The sequence below is a fragment of the Bacillus sp. YC2 genome, from assembly GCF_019891195.1.
Lineage (GTDB): Bacteria > Bacillota > Bacilli > Bacillales > Bacillaceae > Bacillus.
Genome location: NZ_JAHXDO010000001.1, coordinates 575,976 through 593,553, shown reverse-complemented (window position 1 = coordinate 593,553; position 17,578 = coordinate 575,976). Strand labels below are relative to the sequence as shown.

The 17,578-nt window shown below is 47.0% G+C and carries 23 protein-coding genes; 21 read left to right on the top strand and 2 right to left on the bottom strand.

Annotated elements, in window-relative coordinates; all coding sequences use genetic code 11:
• Positions 1 to 33: 33 nt before the first annotated feature.
• The 3 genes from prfA to KY305_RS03000 all read left to right on the top strand — a co-directional run bounded on the left by prfA (position 34) and on the right by KY305_RS03000 (position 2,314).
• Positions 34 to 1,104: a peptide chain release factor 1 gene (prfA, locus tag KY305_RS03010; protein WP_214803059.1), complete on the top strand. Its 1,071-nt coding sequence runs from the start codon at positions 34 to 36 to the stop codon at positions 1,102 to 1,104.
• Between the two features lies 1 nt (position 1,105).
• Positions 1,106 to 1,963, top strand: coding sequence for a peptide chain release factor N(5)-glutamine methyltransferase (prmC, locus tag KY305_RS03005; RefSeq protein WP_223061288.1), 858 nt, complete (start codon positions 1,106 to 1,108; stop codon positions 1,961 to 1,963).
• A gap of 72 nt (positions 1,964 to 2,035) precedes the next feature.
• Positions 2,036 to 2,314, top strand: coding sequence for a DUF5316 family protein (locus KY305_RS03000; RefSeq protein ID WP_223061287.1), 279 nt, complete (start codon positions 2,036 to 2,038; stop codon positions 2,312 to 2,314).
• Here the strand turns inward: KY305_RS03000 and KY305_RS02995 are convergent.
• Positions 2,301 to 2,675, bottom strand: a complete 375-nt coding sequence (locus KY305_RS02995; RefSeq protein ID WP_223061286.1) for a UPF0715 family protein — start codon at positions 2,673 to 2,675, stop codon at positions 2,301 to 2,303. The two genes, KY305_RS03000 and KY305_RS02995, sit on opposite strands and share 14 nt — an antisense overlap.
• Before the next feature lie 160 nt (positions 2,676 to 2,835).
• Here KY305_RS02995 and spoIIR point away from each other — a divergent pair, with 160 nt between their 5' ends.
• The 18 genes from spoIIR (at position 2,836) to KY305_RS02905 (ending at position 17,012) form a co-directional block, all read left to right on the top strand.
• On the top strand, positions 2,836 to 3,516 hold the full coding sequence (gene spoIIR / locus KY305_RS02990) for a stage II sporulation protein R (RefSeq protein WP_223061285.1): 681 nt from the start codon (positions 2,836 to 2,838) through the stop codon (positions 3,514 to 3,516).
• Between the two features lie 71 nt (positions 3,517 to 3,587).
• The gene (locus KY305_RS02985) at positions 3,588 to 4,049 is read left to right on the top strand and encodes a GNAT family N-acetyltransferase (RefSeq protein ID WP_223061284.1); all 462 of its coding nucleotides are present in this window, start codon (positions 3,588 to 3,590) and stop codon (positions 4,047 to 4,049) included.
• A 138-nt stretch (positions 4,050 to 4,187) separates the two neighbouring features.
• A complete protein-coding gene (locus KY305_RS02980; RefSeq protein WP_223061283.1) occupies positions 4,188 to 5,228 on the top strand; it encodes an L-threonylcarbamoyladenylate synthase in 1,041 nt (346 codons plus the stop codon).
• Positions 5,229 to 5,295: 67 nt separating this feature from the next.
• On the top strand, positions 5,296 to 5,853 hold the full coding sequence (locus tag KY305_RS02975) for a manganese efflux pump MntP (RefSeq protein ID WP_214802140.1): 558 nt from the start codon (positions 5,296 to 5,298) through the stop codon (positions 5,851 to 5,853).
• Positions 5,854 to 5,928: 75 nt separating this feature from the next.
• Positions 5,929 to 6,384: a low molecular weight protein arginine phosphatase gene (locus tag KY305_RS02970; RefSeq protein WP_223061282.1), complete on the top strand. Its 456-nt coding sequence runs from the start codon at positions 5,929 to 5,931 to the stop codon at positions 6,382 to 6,384.
• A gap of 145 nt (positions 6,385 to 6,529) precedes the next feature.
• Entirely contained in the window at positions 6,530 to 6,979 is a 450-nt protein-coding gene (gene rpiB, locus KY305_RS02965) for a ribose 5-phosphate isomerase B (protein ID WP_214802146.1), read from the top strand.
• Between the two features lie 12 nt (positions 6,980 to 6,991).
• Positions 6,992 to 7,534: a TIGR01440 family protein gene (locus tag KY305_RS02960; protein ID WP_223061281.1), complete on the top strand. Its 543-nt coding sequence runs from the start codon at positions 6,992 to 6,994 to the stop codon at positions 7,532 to 7,534.
• Between the two features lie 147 nt (positions 7,535 to 7,681).
• Positions 7,682 to 8,929 (top strand): serine hydroxymethyltransferase, encoded by a 1,248-nt coding sequence (glyA, locus tag KY305_RS02955; RefSeq protein WP_223061280.1) that lies wholly within the window; start codon positions 7,682 to 7,684, stop codon positions 8,927 to 8,929.
• A gap of 134 nt (positions 8,930 to 9,063) precedes the next feature.
• Complete coding sequence (gene upp, locus KY305_RS02950; protein WP_003151154.1) at positions 9,064 to 9,693, top strand: uracil phosphoribosyltransferase; 630 nt, start codon at positions 9,064 to 9,066, stop codon at positions 9,691 to 9,693.
• A gap of 409 nt (positions 9,694 to 10,102) precedes the next feature.
• A complete protein-coding gene (locus tag KY305_RS02945) occupies positions 10,103 to 10,486 on the top strand; it encodes an ATP synthase subunit I (RefSeq protein WP_214802156.1) in 384 nt (127 codons plus the stop codon).
• A 7-nt stretch (positions 10,487 to 10,493) separates the two neighbouring features.
• Positions 10,494 to 11,228, top strand: coding sequence for a F0F1 ATP synthase subunit A (gene atpB / locus KY305_RS02940; RefSeq protein WP_223061279.1), 735 nt, complete (start codon positions 10,494 to 10,496; stop codon positions 11,226 to 11,228).
• A gap of 43 nt (positions 11,229 to 11,271) precedes the next feature.
• Positions 11,272 to 11,484: a F0F1 ATP synthase subunit C gene (gene atpE / locus KY305_RS02935; protein ID WP_003151167.1), complete on the top strand. Its 213-nt coding sequence runs from the start codon at positions 11,272 to 11,274 to the stop codon at positions 11,482 to 11,484.
• Between the two features lie 142 nt (positions 11,485 to 11,626).
• Positions 11,627 to 12,139: a F0F1 ATP synthase subunit B gene (gene atpF, locus KY305_RS02930; protein ID WP_061522534.1), complete on the top strand. Its 513-nt coding sequence runs from the start codon at positions 11,627 to 11,629 to the stop codon at positions 12,137 to 12,139.
• Entirely contained in the window at positions 12,136 to 12,681 is a 546-nt protein-coding gene (locus tag KY305_RS02925; RefSeq protein ID WP_061522535.1) for a F0F1 ATP synthase subunit delta, read from the top strand. Before atpF ends, KY305_RS02925 begins: the two co-directional genes overlap by 4 nt.
• 16 nt (positions 12,682 to 12,697) lie before the next feature.
• Complete coding sequence (gene atpA / locus KY305_RS02920) at positions 12,698 to 14,206, top strand: F0F1 ATP synthase subunit alpha (RefSeq protein ID WP_214802168.1); 1,509 nt, start codon at positions 12,698 to 12,700, stop codon at positions 14,204 to 14,206.
• A 76-nt stretch (positions 14,207 to 14,282) separates the two neighbouring features.
• On the top strand, positions 14,283 to 15,146 hold the full coding sequence (gene atpG, locus KY305_RS02915) for an ATP synthase F1 subunit gamma (RefSeq protein WP_214802171.1): 864 nt from the start codon (positions 14,283 to 14,285) through the stop codon (positions 15,144 to 15,146).
• 25 nt (positions 15,147 to 15,171) lie between these two features.
• Positions 15,172 to 16,590 carry a F0F1 ATP synthase subunit beta gene (gene atpD, locus KY305_RS02910; RefSeq protein WP_223061278.1) on the top strand — a complete coding sequence of 473 codons (1,419 nt, stop codon included), beginning with the start codon at positions 15,172 to 15,174 and terminating at the stop codon, positions 16,588 to 16,590.
• A 23-nt stretch (positions 16,591 to 16,613) separates the two neighbouring features.
• Positions 16,614 to 17,012, top strand: a complete 399-nt coding sequence (locus KY305_RS02905) for a F0F1 ATP synthase subunit epsilon (RefSeq protein WP_223061277.1) — start codon at positions 16,614 to 16,616, stop codon at positions 17,010 to 17,012.
• Positions 17,013 to 17,056: 44 nt separating this feature from the next.
• On the opposite strand, the gene KY305_RS02900 is transcribed toward KY305_RS02905, so the two are convergent.
• Positions 17,057 to 17,527 (bottom strand): hypothetical protein, encoded by a 471-nt coding sequence (locus tag KY305_RS02900; RefSeq protein ID WP_223061276.1) that lies wholly within the window; start codon positions 17,525 to 17,527, stop codon positions 17,057 to 17,059.
• Positions 17,528 to 17,578: the final 51 nt, after the last annotated feature.

The following is a 17,578-nucleotide window of genomic DNA, read 5'->3' as shown; positions in this document are numbered from 1 at the left end:
AATGTTACGCACAGGAAAACAGAGGTGAAGACCGTGTTAGACCGTTTACAGTCAATTGAAGAACGATATGAGAAATTAAATGAGCTTTTAAGTGATCCCGAAGTCGTTAACGATCCGAAAAAGCTTAGAGAATATTCTAAAGAGCAATCTGATATACAAGAAACCGTTGATGTCTATAGACAATACAGAGACGCATCAGAACAGCTTGCCGATGCGAAAGCAATGCTTGAGGAAAAGCTTGATGCCGATATGAGAGACATGGTAAAGGAAGAAATCTCCGGATTGCAGGATGAGACGGCAGCCTTATCAGAGCGATTAAAAGTCCTTCTTATTCCGAAAGACCCGAACGATGATAAGAACGTTATCATGGAGATTCGCGGGGCCGCGGGCGGAGAAGAAGCCGCACTGTTTGCGGGAAATCTCTACAGAATGTATTCGCGTTATGCCGAAGTCCAAGGCTGGAAAACCGAGGTAATGGAAGCCAGCGTGACCGGTACGGGCGGTTATAAGGAAATCATATTTATGATTACCGGGAAAGGCGCTTACTCCAAGCTGAAGTATGAAAACGGAGCGCACCGTGTTCAGCGTGTGCCGGAAACGGAATCAGGCGGCCGCATCCATACTTCTACAGCCACCGTTGCATGTCTTCCGGAAGCGGAAGAAGTAGAGGTGGATATTCATGAAAAGGACATCCGCGTTGATACGTTTGCATCAAGCGGACCGGGCGGACAAAGTGTAAACACGACAATGTCAGCCGTACGCTTAACGCATTTGCCGACAGGTGTCGTTGTATCCTGTCAAGATGAAAAGTCCCAAATCAAAAACAAAGAAAAAGCGATGAAAGTGCTCCGCGCCAGAGTCTATGATAAATTCCAGCAGGAAGCCCAGGCTGAATACGATCAAAACCGTAAATCAGCTGTCGGCTCAGGCGACCGTTCTGAACGTATCCGCACGTACAATTTCCCGCAAAACCGTGTGACGGATCATAGAATCGGCCTGACGATTCAAAAGCTGGATCAAATCTTGGAAGGCAAACTTGACGAAGTGGTTGAAGCGTTAATCGTAGAAGACCAGTCAAGCAAGCTCCAGCAGGCGGAAAATTAAGATGAAGACCGTATTTGAAGCCCTAAGCTGGGCTTCTTCTTATTTAACCGAAGCGGGAAGAGAAAAAAACGCGGCCGAGCTGCTGCTGTCAAATGATACAGGCATGGAGCGGAGCAAGCTTCTCGCGAGTCTCCGGGAGCCTGTCGGGGAAGATGAGCTTTATCGATTCAAACGGCATGTGGAAATGCATAAAGAAGGCATTCCGATCCAATATATTATCGGGAAAGAACATTTTTATGGCCGTGAGTTTTTTGTGAATGACGATGTCCTGATCCCGCGTCCGGAAACGGAAGAAGTGGTTTATCATCTGCTGGAAAAACAAAAGCTTGTATTTCCGGCAGAAGAAAGACTGAGTGTATTGGATATCGGCACGGGAAGCGGAGCCATTGCGGTGACGCTTGCGCTTGAAAATGAGCGGCTTTCGGTATCCGCAGCGGATATTTCGAAAGAAGCGCTCCAAGTGGCAGAAAAAAATGCGGAAAATCTCGGAGCCGACGTACGCTTTTTTCAAGGAGACCTGCTCGGCCCTTTTATCACATCAGGTGAAAAAGCAGACATCATTGTTTCAAATCCGCCATATATTTCTGAAGAAGAGATGGCCGGCTTATCGGATATCGTCCGCTTCCATGAGCCGCTCCACGCCCTGACGGATGGCGGTGACGGTTTGAAATTTTATAAGCGTTTTATGGAGGAACTGCCGCTTGTCATCAAGGACAAGGCGCTTGTCGTTTTTGAAATCGGATATAATCAGGGGAAAGCCGTAAAGGAACTGTTCTGTCATTCATTTCCGAATGCAGAGGTTGAAGTGCTGAAGGACATTAATGGAAAAGACAGGACCGTATGCGCGGTCATCAAATGATCGAGAAAGCCTGCCGGTGACGCACACGGCAGGCTTTTGTTACAATGAAAAGAAAATGAAAGGGGCCCCGAAATGAAAAAAGCTTTTGCAGCAGGGTGTATCCTGGCCGCCGCTGCTTTTGCAGCAGGCTTCATTTTGCCGATACGGCTTGACATGATCTTCGGAGCCGTTTCAGCCATTCTCATCGTGCTGTCAATCATTATGTCCGGCTTGGCCGTCAGCGGAGAAGAGCAGAGGGCGAATTATCATTCGGAAACAAAAGAAGGACGGCAAGCCCGTTTGAAGATGGCCGCCGCTTTTTTTCTCGCTGCGATTCCTTCTGCCGTCTGTTTGTTTATTATGATTCTGTAGCGGGCCGCTGTTTTTGCAGCAAGACAGAGTCATACACCCAATACACAGCGGCTGTTAATACCGCGAAGATATAAAAGGCCGAATTGCTGAAGAAAGACTGGCCGGATGGCTGCAAAATGCCGAAGACGATACAGTTGGCAATAAACGAGGCTGCTAAATAATAGAAGAAATACAGCGGATGGAACCTTTTCGGCTTCTTATTCAAGTAATATTGAAGCGGCAGCGCAAAAATCAAATAAGGAAACAAAAAGTAAAATGCCATCGTGATTAAAGCGGGAATAATAAATTGATGGATGTACAAAATTGAATAAATGACAGACATAGTGGCTGCCGACAGCAGCACGGTATAATTATATTTCATCAAAAAAACCTCCTATCAAAATAATATCGTACCATATTTTGAGTGTACAAACGCAGATTATCAGCTTGCTAGATTTTTTTCTCCCCGCCGGTTTAAACCCTTTCTGCCTTGTCCATAATGGGACTAGAATAAAAAGCACGGAGAGGAACGGTGGGGACCGATGAAACAAACAATGATGATTTGTATATATATCTTTCTTTTATTATCAGGAGCGCTTGCGGGTTTGAAAAAAGAAGAAACGGCACAGGCATCAGCCAATGAGCCGGTTGTTATCCCTGATGAAGCAATTCGCCTGCGGATATTGGCAAACAGCGATGATGACAAAGATCAAAAGCTCAAACGCCAGATCAGAGACGCCGTCAATAAAGAGATCACAGGCTGGGTCAAAGATATCACTTCTATTGAAGAAGCGCGCCGTCTTATTCGGTCAAAGCTGCCTGAGATTAAGGAAATTGCCAAAGAAACCATGAAAAAAAAGGGCATGCATCAATCCGTTTCGGTCGACTTTAACAAAATCTCGTTTCCGACAAAGCTTTACGGCAATATGGTTTATCCGGCGGGAAAATACGAAGCGATTTTGATTACGCTCGGCGAAGGGGAAGGCGCCAACTGGTGGTGCGTCCTGTTCCCCCCGCTTTGTTTCCTTGATTTTTCAAATGGAGAAGCAGTAAAAGACCAAGAGGACAAAAAACAGCAGCAGGAAGAAACGCAGAAGCAGACGGCAAAAGCTCTTGATGATCTAAAGGAAAAAACCGATAAGGCTAAAAAAGACGATAAAGAAGACGGCGGCACCGAAGTTAAGTTTTTCCTCGTTGATTGGATCTCTGACCTGTTTTCTTGAAACGAAGAGGCATAAAATCAGATTCGTTTCATAGATTGGAAGAAAGAGACGATGCAAACGGGGTGAAATGTATGTTTTATCAGCTGAGAGTGGCAAGGGATAAAGACACGGAGGCGCTTGAGTCCTTTTTGAGACAGGCTGACACAGTGCATGCAGAAATTGATCAAAGCGTCAGCCGGTTTATCATGCTGGAGGACAGCGAGAAGCAGATTGCGGCATGTCTTGGCATCGAAAAAGTCAGCGGCGGCAAAGGGCTTCTTCGCTCGCTCGTCATGTCGGACAGGCTGAATCAAAGCCACATTGTCACGCTGTTTCAGAGTATGGAAGTGCTTTGTGAAAAACATCAGATTAAAGATGTGTACTTAGTGGCAAGCCGGCTCTCATCCGCCGAATTTCTGAATGTCATGGGGTTTGAAACGTGCGGCGAGGTGCCGGAAGAGCTGTATGCGTCCGAGCACTTTCGCGATTCATTACGCACAAAGGGTTCATTTTTAATGGTGAAAAGCTCCGCTTCAGCTGACTTATACACATAGTTATCCACGTATCGCATAGTGTTGTCCACATATTGTGGATAACACTTGTTTTATTGAAGGACATCTTTTATACTTTCAAAAGGAATATACGAGAGAAAATAAAGTTTTACCGCTTTAAAATAAGGAGTTTGGTTATACATGAAAACGAGAAGATGGACTGTGGATTCATCGGCTGAATTATCCACAAACAATCCACAAATTACACAAGCTGCGGAATTGCTCCGTAAAAATGAGGTTGTGGCTTTTCCGACAGAAACTGTTTACGGCCTCGGCGCCAACGCTGAAAACACGGAAGCCGTGGCAAAAATTTACGAAGCGAAAGGAAGGCCGAGCGATAATCCGCTTATCGTTCATATTTCGGACATCGCCCAGCTCGATCGTATCATCCGGCATATCCCTGAAACAGCGGAAAAGCTCATGAGGCATTTTTGGCCGGGTGCGCTGACTCTTGTCCTGCCGTGTAAACCCGGTATGCTGTCCCCGCGTGTCACCGCGGGACTTAACACGGTAGCGGTCAGAATGCCGGATCATCCCGTGGCGCTTTCCGTCATCCGCTCAGCGGGACTGCCGATCGCAGCGCCGAGCGCCAATTTATCAGGCAAACCCAGCCCCACGAAGGCTGAGCACGTGGCCTATGATTTAAACGGCCGCATCGCCGGCATTGTAGACGGCGGGCCGACGGGAATCGGAGTGGAATCAACCGTTCTTTCCTGCACGGGAGAGCAGCCCGTCCTGCTTCGCCCGGGAGGCGTTACAAAAGAACAAATTGAATCAATCGTCGGGCCGATTCTTGTGGATAAAGGGTTAACCGAAGAAGATGAGACCCCCATTTCTCCGGGAATGAAATATACACATTATGCTCCTTCCGCACCGCTTGCGATCGCAGAAGGTGATGCCGTAAGAATCCAGGAGCTGGCAGACGGGTATAAACGTCAGGGGAAACGGATCGGTATCCTGACGACAGAGGAGAACGCTGATGTTTATCGTGCTGATTTTATAAAAGTCTGCGGAAAAAGGGCTGATCTTGAAACGGTGGCCTCTTCATTATATGATGCGCTCCGCAGCTTTGATGAAGCAGAGGTGGACATGATCATTTCTGAATCCTTTCCTGATACGGGAGTGGGCCTTGCCGTGATGAACAGGCTTATGAAAGCCGCCGGAGGCACCGTTATCTATTAAAAGTTCTACCCCTTATCGGACATGCATAAGCTAAAAAAGCGGGCATGTCCAAGGGGGTTTTTATATCATGTCGAGTGTATTCATAGGGGAGCTTTTGGCCTTAAGCATGATGGCATTTGCTTTGGGAATGGATGCTTTTTCTGTCGGGCTTGGGATGGGGATGGTCCGGCTTAGAAAACGGCAGATTTTTCATATAGGGTTCGTTATCGGGCTGTTCCATGTCATCATGCCGCTGGCCGGGATGGCCGCGGGACAGCTGCTGTCCGGTTTTTTGGGGATGCTTGCTGTTTACGTAGGCGGATCTCTGCTTTTCATTTTGGGGGTCCAGATGATTTTCGCCGCGTTTAAACAATCAGAAGAGCCGTTCATTTCTCCGGCGGGAGCTGGATTATTATTATTTGCGGTCGGAGTCAGCCTTGATAGCTTTTCTGTCGGGCTCGGCCTCGGAATGTACGGCTCAAAGCCGCTTTTAGCCGTTGCGCTGTTCGGGGCATTCAGCACCATCTTAACATGGGCGGGCCTTTTGATCGGAAGTAAGGTGCAGTCATGGCTCGGCTCCTACAGCGAAGCGCTGGGCGGAACGATATTAATCGGGTTTGGGCTTAAACTGCTTTTGCCGCTATAAGATACTTTTAAAAAAAGAAACGAAGATGCCGTTTCTTTTTTCTTCATTTATAATAAGAAGTAAGAGGTGACGGACATGAAGATTATATTTGTTTGTACAGGAAACACGTGCCGCAGTCCGATGGCTGAGGCGCTTTTTAAATCAATCGCGGAAACAAAAGGGCTTACCGTCAGCGCCGGCTCGGCCGGAGTGTTCGCCTCTCCGTACGGAAAAGCATCGGCCCATGCCGTAGAAGCGCTGTTTGAAAAACGGATTGCTCTCAACCACAGCTCATCTCCCTTATCGGAAGAACATATAGAGACGGCGGATCTGGTGCTGGCCATGACAGAACAGCATAAACAGCTCATTATCAGCCGGTTTGAAAACAGCCGGGACAAAGTATTTACCATTAAAGAATATGTGACGGGGCGCAGCGGAGACATTTCAGATCCGTTCGGCGGTTCGCTTGACGTCTATAAACAGACGAGAGACGAGCTGGAGGAGCTGCTTACACTTCTTGCCGATCAATTGCTTGACGAAGAAAGCAAGTAAGTTGTCAGAAAATATGCAAACAGGTCATTTGCAAAACGGACTTGAAAGAGTAGAATAAAGTCAACAGACATCGCAGGAGTCTAAAAACGAAAAGGACAAGCCACAGAGGGATGTCTTCGCACAACCACACCTAGGAGGTAAATAAATGAAAGTAGCTATAGCGTCAGATCACGGCGGCGTCCATATCCGCGAGGAAATAAAGGGTCTATTGGATGAATTGCAGATTGAGTATATTGATATGGGCTGTGAGTGCGGAAGCGGCTCTGTCGATTACTCTGACTACGCTTTTCCGGTAGCGGAAAAAGTGGTGAGCGGAGAAGTCGACAGAGGCATTTTAATTTGCGGCACAGGCATCGGCATGAGCATCTCCGCAAACAAAGTAAAAGGAATACGCTGTGCGCTTGCGCATGACACCTTCAGCGCAAAGGCTACACGTGAACACAATGATACGAATATTCTCGCCATGGGAGAACGCGTGATCGGACCCGGACTGGCCCGCGAAATCGCAAAAATCTGGCTGACGACTGAATTTACGGGCGGCCGCCACGAAAGACGGATTGGCAAAATCGCAGATTACGAAGAAAAAAATCTGTAAGAGGTGCTGGACATGGAACAGACGAAACAAAAATGGACGGACATGCTGGCTGAATTTCAAGAGCAGGCCAGGCTGAAAAGCGGCAGCCTGCTTGTGATCGGATGCAGTACGAGCGAAGCTGCCGGAAGCCGGATCGGCACCTCGGGGAGCGGAGAGTGGGCCGAGCTGATTTACGGCGGACTTGCCGAATTTAAGGAGAAAACCGGCATACATCTCGCTTTTCAATGCTGTGAGCATTTAAACAGAGCGCTTGTCATTGAGGCGGAAACAGCTGAGCTGTTCAGGCTTCCCATTGTTTCAGCCGTACCCGTTCCAAAAGCCGGCGGGGCGATGGCCTCTTATGCTTACAGGCAGATGGAATCCCCCGTGCTTGCCGAAGCCATCCAGGCTGACGCCGGAATCGACATCGGTGAGACATTCATCGGTATGCATTTAAAACCCGTTGCCGTACCTATCCGTATATCAAGCCGTGAGCTCGGAGAAGCCCGCGTGACAATGGCCCGCACAAGACCAAAGCTGATCGGCGGAGTACGGGCCGTATATGAATGCGAATAATGGTTTCTTATTTCGTTATTAATGTTCGTGTTTTCTGATTAAATTTTGTGATTTTTTTAAAAAAGCTGTTACATTCACCTGAAAAACCATGTACAATAAGGGTGATAAAAATAAAGAACAGGAAACGGATAGGAGAGGATCTCGCTGATGAAACATTTACCTGCACAAGATAAACAAGTGTTTAACGCCATCAAGGATGAGCGTAAGCGTCAACAGACTAAGATCGAACTAATTGCTTCTGAAAACTTCGTAACGGAAGCGGTAATGGAAGCCCAAGGCTCTGTATTAACGAACAAATATGCTGAAGGCTACCCCGGCAAACGCTACTACGGAGGCTGTGAGCACGTTGATGTCGTTGAGGACATCGCCCGTGACCGCGCGAAAGAAATTTTCGGAGCAGAGCATGTAAACGTACAGCCGCACTCAGGCGCTCAGGCGAACATGGCTGTTTACTTCACGATTTTAGAGCACGGCGACACAGTGCTCGGGATGAACCTCTCCCACGGCGGCCACTTAACACACGGAAGCCCGGTTAACTTCAGCGGTGTTCAATACAACTTTGTAGAATACGGTGTCGATAAAGACACGCAATATATAGATTATGAAGATGTACGTGAAAAAGCGCTGGCGCATAAGCCTAAACTTATCGTTGCCGGAGCGAGCGCATATCCCCGTACAATTGACTTTAAAAAATTCCGTGAAATCGCTGATGAAGTCGGCGCTTTATTTATGGTCGACATGGCTCATATCGCGGGGCTTGTCGCTGCCGGTCTTCATCCGAACCCGGTTCCATACGCAGATTTTGTAACGACAACGACTCACAAAACGCTTCGCGGACCGCGCGGAGGAATGATCCTTTGCCGCGAAGAGTTCGGCAAAAAGATTGATAAATCGATTTTCCCTGGTATTCAAGGCGGGCCGCTTATGCATGTTATCGCAGCGAAAGCCGTTTCTTTCGGGGAAGTGCTGCAAGATGATTTCAAAGCATATGCGCAAAACGTTATTTCGAATGCGCAGCGCCTTGCCGAGTCTCTGAACAAAGAGGGCATTCAGCTTGTGTCAGGCGGAACGGATAACCACCTTGTGCTTGTTGACCTTCGTTCTCTCGGTTTGACAGGAAAAGTGGCGGAGCATGTGCTTGATGAAATCGGCATCACATCAAATAAAAACGCGATCCCTTACGATCCGGAAAAACCATTTGTCACAAGCGGCATCCGTCTCGGTACGGCAGCTGTGACAAGCCGCGGTTTTGACGGTGACGCGCTTGAAGAGGTCGGCGCCATCATCGGCCTTGCGCTGAAAAACCATGAAGATGAAGCGAAACTTGAAGAAGCGAGACAGCGTGTGGCTGCCTTAACTGAAAAGTTCCCTTTATATAAAGAACTCGATTATTAATAGGAAGAAACCCGCCGGAACCTTAATCCGGCGGGTTTTTTTGCCGATTTTCTTGAAACTCGCTGTCTTTTTCTGTAGAATCAATAGAAGTGTGAAAAAGTCACTCGGACAAAGAAAAAGGAGCTGAACACAGTATGGGAAAGGTTTACGTATTTGATCATCCTTTAATCCAGCACAAGCTGACATATATTCGGAATGAAAATACAGGCACAAAGGATTTCAGAGACCTTGTGGACGAAGTCGCTTCACTGATGGCGTTTGAAATTACACGTGATCTTCCTCTTAAAGAAGTGGAAGTGAAAACACCTGTTCAAACAGCGACATCCAAAGTGATTTCAGGGAAGAAACTCGGTATCGTGCCGATCCTGAGAGCGGGTCTCGGAATGGTAGACGGCATGCTGAAATTAATCCCCGCCGCCAAAGTGGGACATGTCGGGTTATACCGTGATCCGGAAACCTTAAAACCGGTGGAATACTATGTCAAGCTTCCTTCCGATGTAGAAGAACGTGAATTTATCGTCGTGGACCCGATGCTTGCGACGGGAGGCTCCGCGGTTGAAGCGATTAACAGCCTGAAGAAACGCGGCGCAAGAAACATCCGCTTTATGTGTCTTGTGGCGGCTCCTGAAGGTGTGGAAGAGCTGCAAAAACATCATTCGGACGTTGATATTTACATCGCAGCTCTCGATGAAAAATTAAACGAAAAAGGCTATATCGTTCCGGGACTCGGCGACGCGGGAGACCGTTTGTACGGAACGAAATAAATTGGGAAAACCTCATCGCGGGTTTTCTTTTTTTATCCAGTTTTTTGCTGAATGGGGAGCTTTCATACATTTATAGGTGAAAATGTGAACATTCTGTGTATGCTTTTAGTATAAAAAGTTTTTTAACTTTAAACAGATTGACACATGTTAGGGGCTATTGTATGCTAAACGAGGGTATTATGAGAAGGTTTTCATTGCTTTCATTTCTAGTATCCATCCTCATTTTAAATCCTCCAAAAAAACCCGTTTTATGAGGATTTATCTAAGCGAATGAAACAGCATCCCGTATGATCATGAGGATGAATGGTTTTTTCGAACAAGGCCGTTTTGCGGGCTTCTGCTAGGGTTAACCGCTTGTATTGCCGTATCCAGGAATTATATTACTTTTTCATCAGGAGACAGATAGTTGATGGACGATCCCAATCTTACATTCCGCAGACAACGAAGATATGTATTTGTAATCTTAGCAATCTATTTGCTGGGATATGGGTTTACGGCGTATAAAACCATTTTTTTAGGCCTCATTTTGGGCACTGTTTTCAGTTTGTTTAATCTTTGGCTCTTGATCAGAAGAATGAATGCTTTTGACAAAGCCGCAGCAAAAGGAAAGTCCATACGATCACTCGGGAGCGCAGCGCGTTGGTGCAATGCGATACTTGCGATGGCTATCGCATTTAAATACCCCGGCCAAGTGAGTGTGGCAAGCGTAATTATTGGATTAATGACAATTTATCCCGTCATTATGATAGATTCCATTATTCAGCTCAAACGTTCATCAATGGAAGAGAGGTGAAAACCCATTGAATCACAATTACAGAACTTTTGATTTGTTTGGTCTTACTTTTAATGCGACAAACATTCTGATGATAACTGTGGCGAGTGTGATTGTGCTGCTGATTGCGATTCTTACTACGAGAACGCTGTCCATCCGTCCCGGAAAAGCCCAGAACTTCATGGAATGGATTGTTGATTTTGTCCGCAATATTATAGGCAGTACAATGGATTTAAAAACAGGGGCTAACTTCTTGGCGCTTGGTGTAACCTTGCTGATGTACATATTTGTATCAAATATGCTGGGGCTGCCGTTTTCCGTAACAGTCGGACACGACCTTTGGTGGAAATCACCGACGGCTGATCCGGCCATTACCCTGACTCTTGCCGTTATGGTAGTGTCTCTGACTCACTATTACGGCGTGAAGATGAAAGGTTTGAAGGAATATTCTAAGGATTACCTCAGACCGGTTCCGCTTATGTTCCCGATGAAGATCATTGAAGAGTTCGCGAATACGCTGACACTCGGACTTCGTCTTTACGGTAACATTTTCGCCGGAGAAATCCTTCTGGGCCTCCTTGCAGGTCTTGCGACGAATTTCTACTCAGACAGCTTCTTTCTCGGTTTGGTCGGCACAGTCGGAGCCATTATCCCGATGCTTGCATGGCAGGCGTTCAGCTTGTTCATCGGAACCATCCAGGCGTTTATCTTTACGATGCTGACGATGGTGTACATGTCACACAAAATCAGTCATGATCATTAAAACATATATCCATTCGGATAACATTTAAAGGAGGAACTTTTTCATGAATTTAATAGCAGCTGCGATTGCAATTGGTTTAGGCGCACTTGGTGCAGGTATTGGTAACGGTTTGATTGTTTCACGTACGGTAGAGGGAATTGCCCGTCAGCCGGAAGCAGGAAAAGAACTGAGAACTCTTATGTTCATGGGTATCGCATTAGTTGAAGCCCTTCCTATTATCGCTGTCGTTATCGCGTTCTTAGCGTTCTTTGGCTAAGCAAAAAAGCCTTATATGAACTAAAAATGGCGAAGATCACTCTAAGAGAACCTTCGCCATTGCTTTATGTCTGATAAGCAGGCCGGTCTGAAACGGCTTTTTATCAGCAGAGAAAACCTGCAGAAGGGAGTTGCCGTAGTAGATGTCTCAATTACCTCTTGAATTAGGACTGTCGTTTAACGGCGGAGATATCCTATTCCAATTGTTAGCTATGTTAATTTTATTAGCGCTTCTCAAGAAATTCGCTCTGGGACCGCTATTAAATATAATGAAACAGCGTGAAGATCATATCGCCGGCGAAATTACGTCCGCTGAAGAAAGAAATAAAGAAGCGCAGCAGCTGATTGAAGAGCAGCGCGTTCTTTTAAAAGAAGCAAAACAGGAATCACAATCACTCATTGAAAATGCGAAAAAACTTGGTGAGAAGCAGAAGGAAGATATTATCCAGGCTGCGCGTGCCGAGTCTGAAAGATTGAAAGAAGCGGCGAGAACCGAAATTGTAAAAGAAAAAGAACAAGCCGTTTCCGCTCTTCGCGAGCAAGTCGCATCACTTTCTGTCTTAATCGCATCGAAAGTCATTGAGAAAGAGCTTGATGAACAAGCTCAGGAAAAACTGATTCAGGACTATCTTAAAGAGGTAGGAGAAAGCCGATGAGTGGATCTGCTGTCTCTAAACGATACGCGTCAGCGCTTTTCGACATTGCCGTTGAGACCTCTCAAATCAATGAAATCGAAGAAGAGCTTACCGTAATAAAAGAAGTTTTCCAAAACGAAGCCGGGCTGCAGGAAGTGTTAAGCCATCCGAAGGTATCGGCTGCTAAGAAAAAAGAGCTGATTCAGCATTCGTTCGGCGCACTGTCTGAGTCTGTGCTGCATACAATTTTTCTTTTGATTGACCGCCGCCGGTCTTCGATTGTGCCTGATCTCACAGACGAGTTCATCAAACTCGCCAATCAGGCCCGCCAAACAGAGGACGCGGTTGTGTATTCAGTAAAGCCGCTGTCAGAGGCGGAAATGTTATCTTTATCTCAAGTATTTGCAAAAAAAGCCGGAGTCGCTTCGCTCAGAATCAGAAATGAAGTGCAGACGGATTTAATAGGCGGAATTAAGGTCCGCATTGGAAACCGGATTTTTGACGGAAGCGTGAGCGGAAAGCTTCAGCGCATGGAACGTCAACTTGCCGGAGGAAATCGATAGAAGGGGTGAAACCTAAGTGAGCATCAAAGCTGAAGAGATTAGCACGCTGATAAAGCAGCAAATTCAAAATTACCAATCTGAAATTGAAGTTCATGACGTAGGTACAGTCATCCAAGTCGGAGACGGTATTGCGCGTGTACATGGCCTTGACAATTGTATGGCCGGTGAACTTGTTGAATTCTCAAACGGCGTTTTGGGTATGGCTCAAAACCTTGAAGAATCAAACGTAGGTATCGTTATCTTAGGGCCTTACAGAGATATCCGTGAAGGAGATGAGGTCAAAAGAACGGGCCGCATCATGGAAGTTCCTGTAGGCGAAGAATTAATCGGACGTATTGTCAATCCGCTGGGACAGCCGGTAGACGGACTAGGCCCGATTCTGACAAGCAAAACCCGCCCGATTGAAAGCCAGGCACCCGGTGTTATGGATCGTAAATCAGTCCATGAACCGCTGCAAACGGGTATTAAAGCGATCGACGCATTAATTCCGATCGGCCGCGGACAGCGTGAGCTGATCATCGGGGACCGTCAGACAGGTAAAACATCTGTTGCGATTGATACCATCTTAAACCAAAAAGACCAGGACATGATCTGTGTGTACGTAGCGATCGGACAAAAGGAATCTACAGTCCGCGGCGTAGTGGAAACATTGCGTAAGCACGGCGCGCTTGATTACACGATTGTCGTAACGGCGTCTGCATCACAGCCTGCTCCGCTTCTTTACCTTGCACCGTATGCAGGGGTTACGATGGGCGAAGAATTCATGTACAACGGCAAGCACGTTCTCGTCGTGTATGATGATTTATCCAAACAAGCAGCCGCTTACCGTGAGCTGTCATTGCTTCTTCGCCGTCCGCCGGGCCGTGAAGCATTCCCTGGGGATGTATTCTATCTTCACTCCCGCCTTCTTGAGCGCGCAGCAAAGCTGAGTGACGCAAAAGGCGCAGGATCAATTACGGCATTGCCGTTCGTTGAAACACAAGCCGGTGATATCTCTGCTTATATCCCGACAAACGTTATTTCCATTACAGATGGACAGATCTTCCTTCAATCCGACTTGTTCTTCTCAGGCGTGCGTCCTGCGATCAATGCCGGATTATCGGTTTCCCGTGTCGGCGGATCAGCCCAAATCAAGGCGATGAAAAAGGTTTCGGGCACACTGCGTCTTGACCTTGCTTCATACCGTGAGCTTGAAGCATTCGCTCAATTCGGATCTGATCTTGACCAAGCGACTCAGGCGAAGCTGAACCGCGGTGCGCGTACAGTTGAAGTTCTGAAGCAAGATTTGAACAAGCCGCTTCCGGTTGAAAAACAGGTTGCCATTCTTTATGCGCTGACAAAAGGATATCTTGATGATATTCCGGTTGCGGATATCAGACGTTTTGAAGAAGAGTACTATATGTACCTTGACCAAAACCATAAAGAGCTGCTTGACAGCATTGCGCAAACAGGAAACCTTCCTGCAGACGAAGATTTCGCTGCGGCGCTGGAAGGCTTCAAACGCACATTTGCACCAAGCAACTAACCCTTATGCAGATGAGAGAAAAAGGTTCTCTTTTTCTCTCTTTTTACGCAAATGAAGAATAAAGGTGGTGAAATCTTTGGCCTCATTACGCGATATTAAGTCAAGGATCACGTCAACGAAAAAAACAAGCCAGATTACAAAAGCCATGCAGATGGTATCCGCCGCAAAGCTGAATCGCGCGGAAACCAACGCGAAATCATTTGCTCCGTATATGGATAAGATCCAGGAGGTTGTCTTTAACGTCGGAAAAGGCGCGAAAAATGCGAAACATCCGATGCTTGTCTCAAGAGAAGTGAAGAAGACGGCGTATCTCGTCATTACGTCTGACCGCGGGCTTGCGGGTGCGTTTAACAGTTCGGTTCTGAGAAATGCTTACCGCACCATCCAAGAACGCCATCAGTCTAAGGACGAATACACGGTGATTGCGATCGGAAGAGTCGGCCGCGATTTCTTCAAAAAGCGGGAAATGCCGATTTTGTCTGAACTAGTAGGGCTTGGCGACGAGGTCGCTTTTTCTCAGATCAAGGATTTGACCCGTCAGACGGTTCAAATGTTTATCGACGGCGCTTTTGATGAACTGCATTTGGTTTACAACCATTTTGTCAGTGCGATTACGCAGGAAGTGACGGAGAAAAAGGTGCTGCCGTTATCTGATTTCGGAACAAGCGGCGGAAAACGGACGGCTTCTTACGAATTTGAGCCGGATGAAGAAGAGGTTCTCGAAGTGTTGCTTCCTCAATATGCGGAAAGCTTAATTTTCGGTGCGCTTCTTGACAGTAAAGCAAGTGAACACGCTGCGAGAATGACAGCGATGAAAAATGCGACTGATAATGCGAAAGAACTCATTGATTCACTTTCGCTTTCATATAACCGTGCTCGCCAAGCGGCGATTACGCAAGAAATTACAGAAATTGTCGGCGGTGCAGCCGCTTTAGAATAGAAAGATTTTGGCAGGAGGGATAGCGATGAAGAAAGGACGCGTGAGTCAGGTGCTTGGACCGGTTGTCGACGTACGTTTCGAAGACGGCCATTTGCCTGCGATTTACAATGCGATTAAAGTTTCACAGCCAGCTACAGGCGAAAATGAAGGCATCGATCTAACGCTAGAGGTTGCTCTTCATTTAGGCGACGATACAGTTCGTACGATTGCCATGGCATCTACGGACGGAATTCAGCGCGGAATGGAAGCCGTTGATACAGGGGCTCCGATTTCGGTTCCTGTCGGTGACGTTACACTTGGACGCGTATTTAACGTACTTGGAGAAAAAATTGATTTAAATGAGCCGCTTCCTGCGGATGCCCAAAAGGATCCGATCCACAGATCAGCTCCTTCATTTGATCAGCTTTCAACAGAAGTTGAGATTCTTGAAACGGGAATTAAGGTTGTTGACTTGCTGGCTCCTTATATTAAGGGCGGTAAGATCGGATTATTCGGCGGTGCCGGTGTAGGTAAAACCGTATTAATCCAGGAATTAATCAACAACATCGCCCAAGAGCACGGCGGTATCTCTGTATTCGCCGGCGTAGGAGAACGTACTCGTGAAGGGAACGACCTTTTCTACGAAATGAGCGATTCAGGCGTTATCAAGAAAACAGCCATGGTCTTCGGACAAATGAACGAGCCGCCGGGCGCGCGTATGCGTGTGGCACTGACGGGTCTTACAATGGCTGAGCATTTCCGTGATCAGCAAGGACAGGACGTACTGTTCTTCATTGATAACATTTTCCGTTTCACACAAGCGGGTTCAGAGGTTTCCGCCCTTCTCGGACGTATGCCTTCTGCGGTTGGTTACCAGCCGACGCTTGCAACAGAAATGGGTCAGCTTCAAGAGCGTATCACGTCTACAAACGTTGGTTCAGTAACATCTATTCAGGCGATTTACGTGCCTGCCGATGACTATACTGACCCGGCTCCGGCAACGACGTTCGCTCACTTGGATGCGACGACAAACCTTGAACGTAAATTAACTGAGATGGGTATCTACCCTGCGGTTGATCCGTTGGCTTCTACATCCCGCGCACTAGCTCCGGAAATTGTCGGAGAAGAGCATTACGCGGTTGCCCGTGAAGTACAGTCAACGCTTCAGCGCTACAAGGAATTACAGGATATTATCGCAATTCTCGGTATGGATGAATTGGGTGAAGAAGACAAGCTTGTCGTTCACCGCGCACGCCGTATCCAGTTCTTCCTTTCTCAAAACTTCCACGTAGCTGAACAGTTTACGGGACAAAAGGGTTCTTATGTGCCTGTTAAAGAAACGGTAAAAGGCTTTAAAGAAATCCTGTCCGGTAAATATGATCATCTTCCGGAAGATGCGTTCCGTCTCGTAGGACGTATTGAAGAAGTCATTGAGAATGCAAAAGAGATGGGTGTAGAAGTTTAATCTGGTCCTAGGAGGGTAAAAGCATGAAGACCGTTAAAGTCAATATCGTTACTCCCGACGGCCCAGTATATGATGCTGATATTGAAATGGTGAGTGTAAGAGCCGAGAGCGGCGATCTCGGTATCTTGCCAGGCCATATTCCGACCGTGGCTCCGCTTAAAATCGGCGTCGTCCGCCTGAAAAAGGACGGCCAGACCGAATTGGCGGCTGTCAGCGGCGGATTTTTAGAAGTCCGTCCTGATCAGGTCACTATCCTTGCACAAGCCGCAGAAACAGCGGAAGGCATTGATAAAGAGCGCGCCCTTGCTGCGAAGAAGCGGGCGGAAGACCGTTTGAACAAACGATCAGATGATACTGACATTCGTCGGGCTGAGCTTGCGTTACAGCGGGCTGTAAACAGATTGGATGTTGCAGGAAATTAAAAAAGAATCCTTCTCGGCTGTCTGAGAAGGATTCTTTTTCTATATTAGCGCATAAGAGATTCAAAGACTGCAAGCAGCGGATGATCCTCTTCTTTTTGCAGGTATAAATGTTCGCAGCAGTTGTCGGTATGCCATGTTTTATTTCCTCTTCTGACGCCTGTCGTATAAGCCCCGTCCGTATACGGATAAGGCTTGACGACCCATTCGGCGTCGTCATGGTGCGTAATGGCGCAGTCTATGACGTACACGCTCAGCATTTTTTCAAACTCGTCTATCGGCAGATTCCAATCCGCCAAAAGCAGTTCTCTGATGCTTTGGTAGTAGAGGGATTCCAATTCCTTAAGGCTGTTGCGCGAATAATCGAGGGAGATGTTATAAAACTGACACAATTCATTCAGTTCCTCTGTTTGGGACTGTCTATAATCATAGTAGAATGCAATTGCTTCCCACTCATGTTCAAATACGGGCAGTAAATCTCCATATTGCTTTTCCGGACGAAAAAAGGAATGATTCATATTCCCATCTCCTTTCCAAAAAAGTATACCATGCCGATGAACGGACAATTA

Bases quoted from the DNA above. Each gene is read 5' to 3' on its own strand.
- upp (WP_003151154.1), top strand. From the start codon at position 9,064: ATGGGAAAGGTTTACGTATTTGATCATCCTTTAATCCAGCACAAGCTG.
- glyA (WP_223061280.1), top strand. From the start codon at position 7,682: ATGAAACATTTACCTGCACAAGATAAACAAGTGTTTAACGCCATCAAG.
- KY305_RS02900 (WP_223061276.1), bottom strand. From the start codon at position 17,527: ATGAATCATTCCTTTTTTCGTCCGGAAAAGCAATATGGAGATTTACTG.
- spoIIR (WP_223061285.1), top strand. From the start codon at position 2,836: ATGAAACAAACAATGATGATTTGTATATATATCTTTCTTTTATTATCA.
- atpD (WP_223061278.1), top strand. From the start codon at position 15,172: ATGAAGAAAGGACGCGTGAGTCAGGTGCTTGGACCGGTTGTCGACGTA.
- KY305_RS02970 (WP_223061282.1), top strand. From the start codon at position 5,929: ATGAAGATTATATTTGTTTGTACAGGAAACACGTGCCGCAGTCCGATG.
- KY305_RS02925 (WP_061522535.1), top strand. From the start codon at position 12,136: ATGAGTGGATCTGCTGTCTCTAAACGATACGCGTCAGCGCTTTTCGAC.
- KY305_RS02985 (WP_223061284.1), top strand. From the start codon at position 3,588: ATGTTTTATCAGCTGAGAGTGGCAAGGGATAAAGACACGGAGGCGCTT.
- KY305_RS03000 (WP_223061287.1), top strand. From the start codon at position 2,036: ATGAAAAAAGCTTTTGCAGCAGGGTGTATCCTGGCCGCCGCTGCTTTT.
- KY305_RS02945 (WP_214802156.1), top strand. From the start codon at position 10,103: ATGGACGATCCCAATCTTACATTCCGCAGACAACGAAGATATGTATTT.
- KY305_RS02975 (WP_214802140.1), top strand. From the start codon at position 5,296: ATGTCGAGTGTATTCATAGGGGAGCTTTTGGCCTTAAGCATGATGGCA.
- prmC (WP_223061288.1), top strand. From the start codon at position 1,106: ATGAAGACCGTATTTGAAGCCCTAAGCTGGGCTTCTTCTTATTTAACC.
- rpiB (WP_214802146.1), top strand. From the start codon at position 6,530: ATGAAAGTAGCTATAGCGTCAGATCACGGCGGCGTCCATATCCGCGAG.
- KY305_RS02995 (WP_223061286.1), bottom strand. From the start codon at position 2,675: ATGAAATATAATTATACCGTGCTGCTGTCGGCAGCCACTATGTCTGTC.
- KY305_RS02905 (WP_223061277.1), top strand. From the start codon at position 16,614: ATGAAGACCGTTAAAGTCAATATCGTTACTCCCGACGGCCCAGTATAT.
- KY305_RS02980 (WP_223061283.1), top strand. From the start codon at position 4,188: ATGAAAACGAGAAGATGGACTGTGGATTCATCGGCTGAATTATCCACA.
- KY305_RS02960 (WP_223061281.1), top strand. From the start codon at position 6,992: ATGGAACAGACGAAACAAAAATGGACGGACATGCTGGCTGAATTTCAA.
- atpF (WP_061522534.1), top strand. From the start codon at position 11,627: ATGTCTCAATTACCTCTTGAATTAGGACTGTCGTTTAACGGCGGAGAT.
- atpE (WP_003151167.1), top strand. From the start codon at position 11,272: ATGAATTTAATAGCAGCTGCGATTGCAATTGGTTTAGGCGCACTTGGT.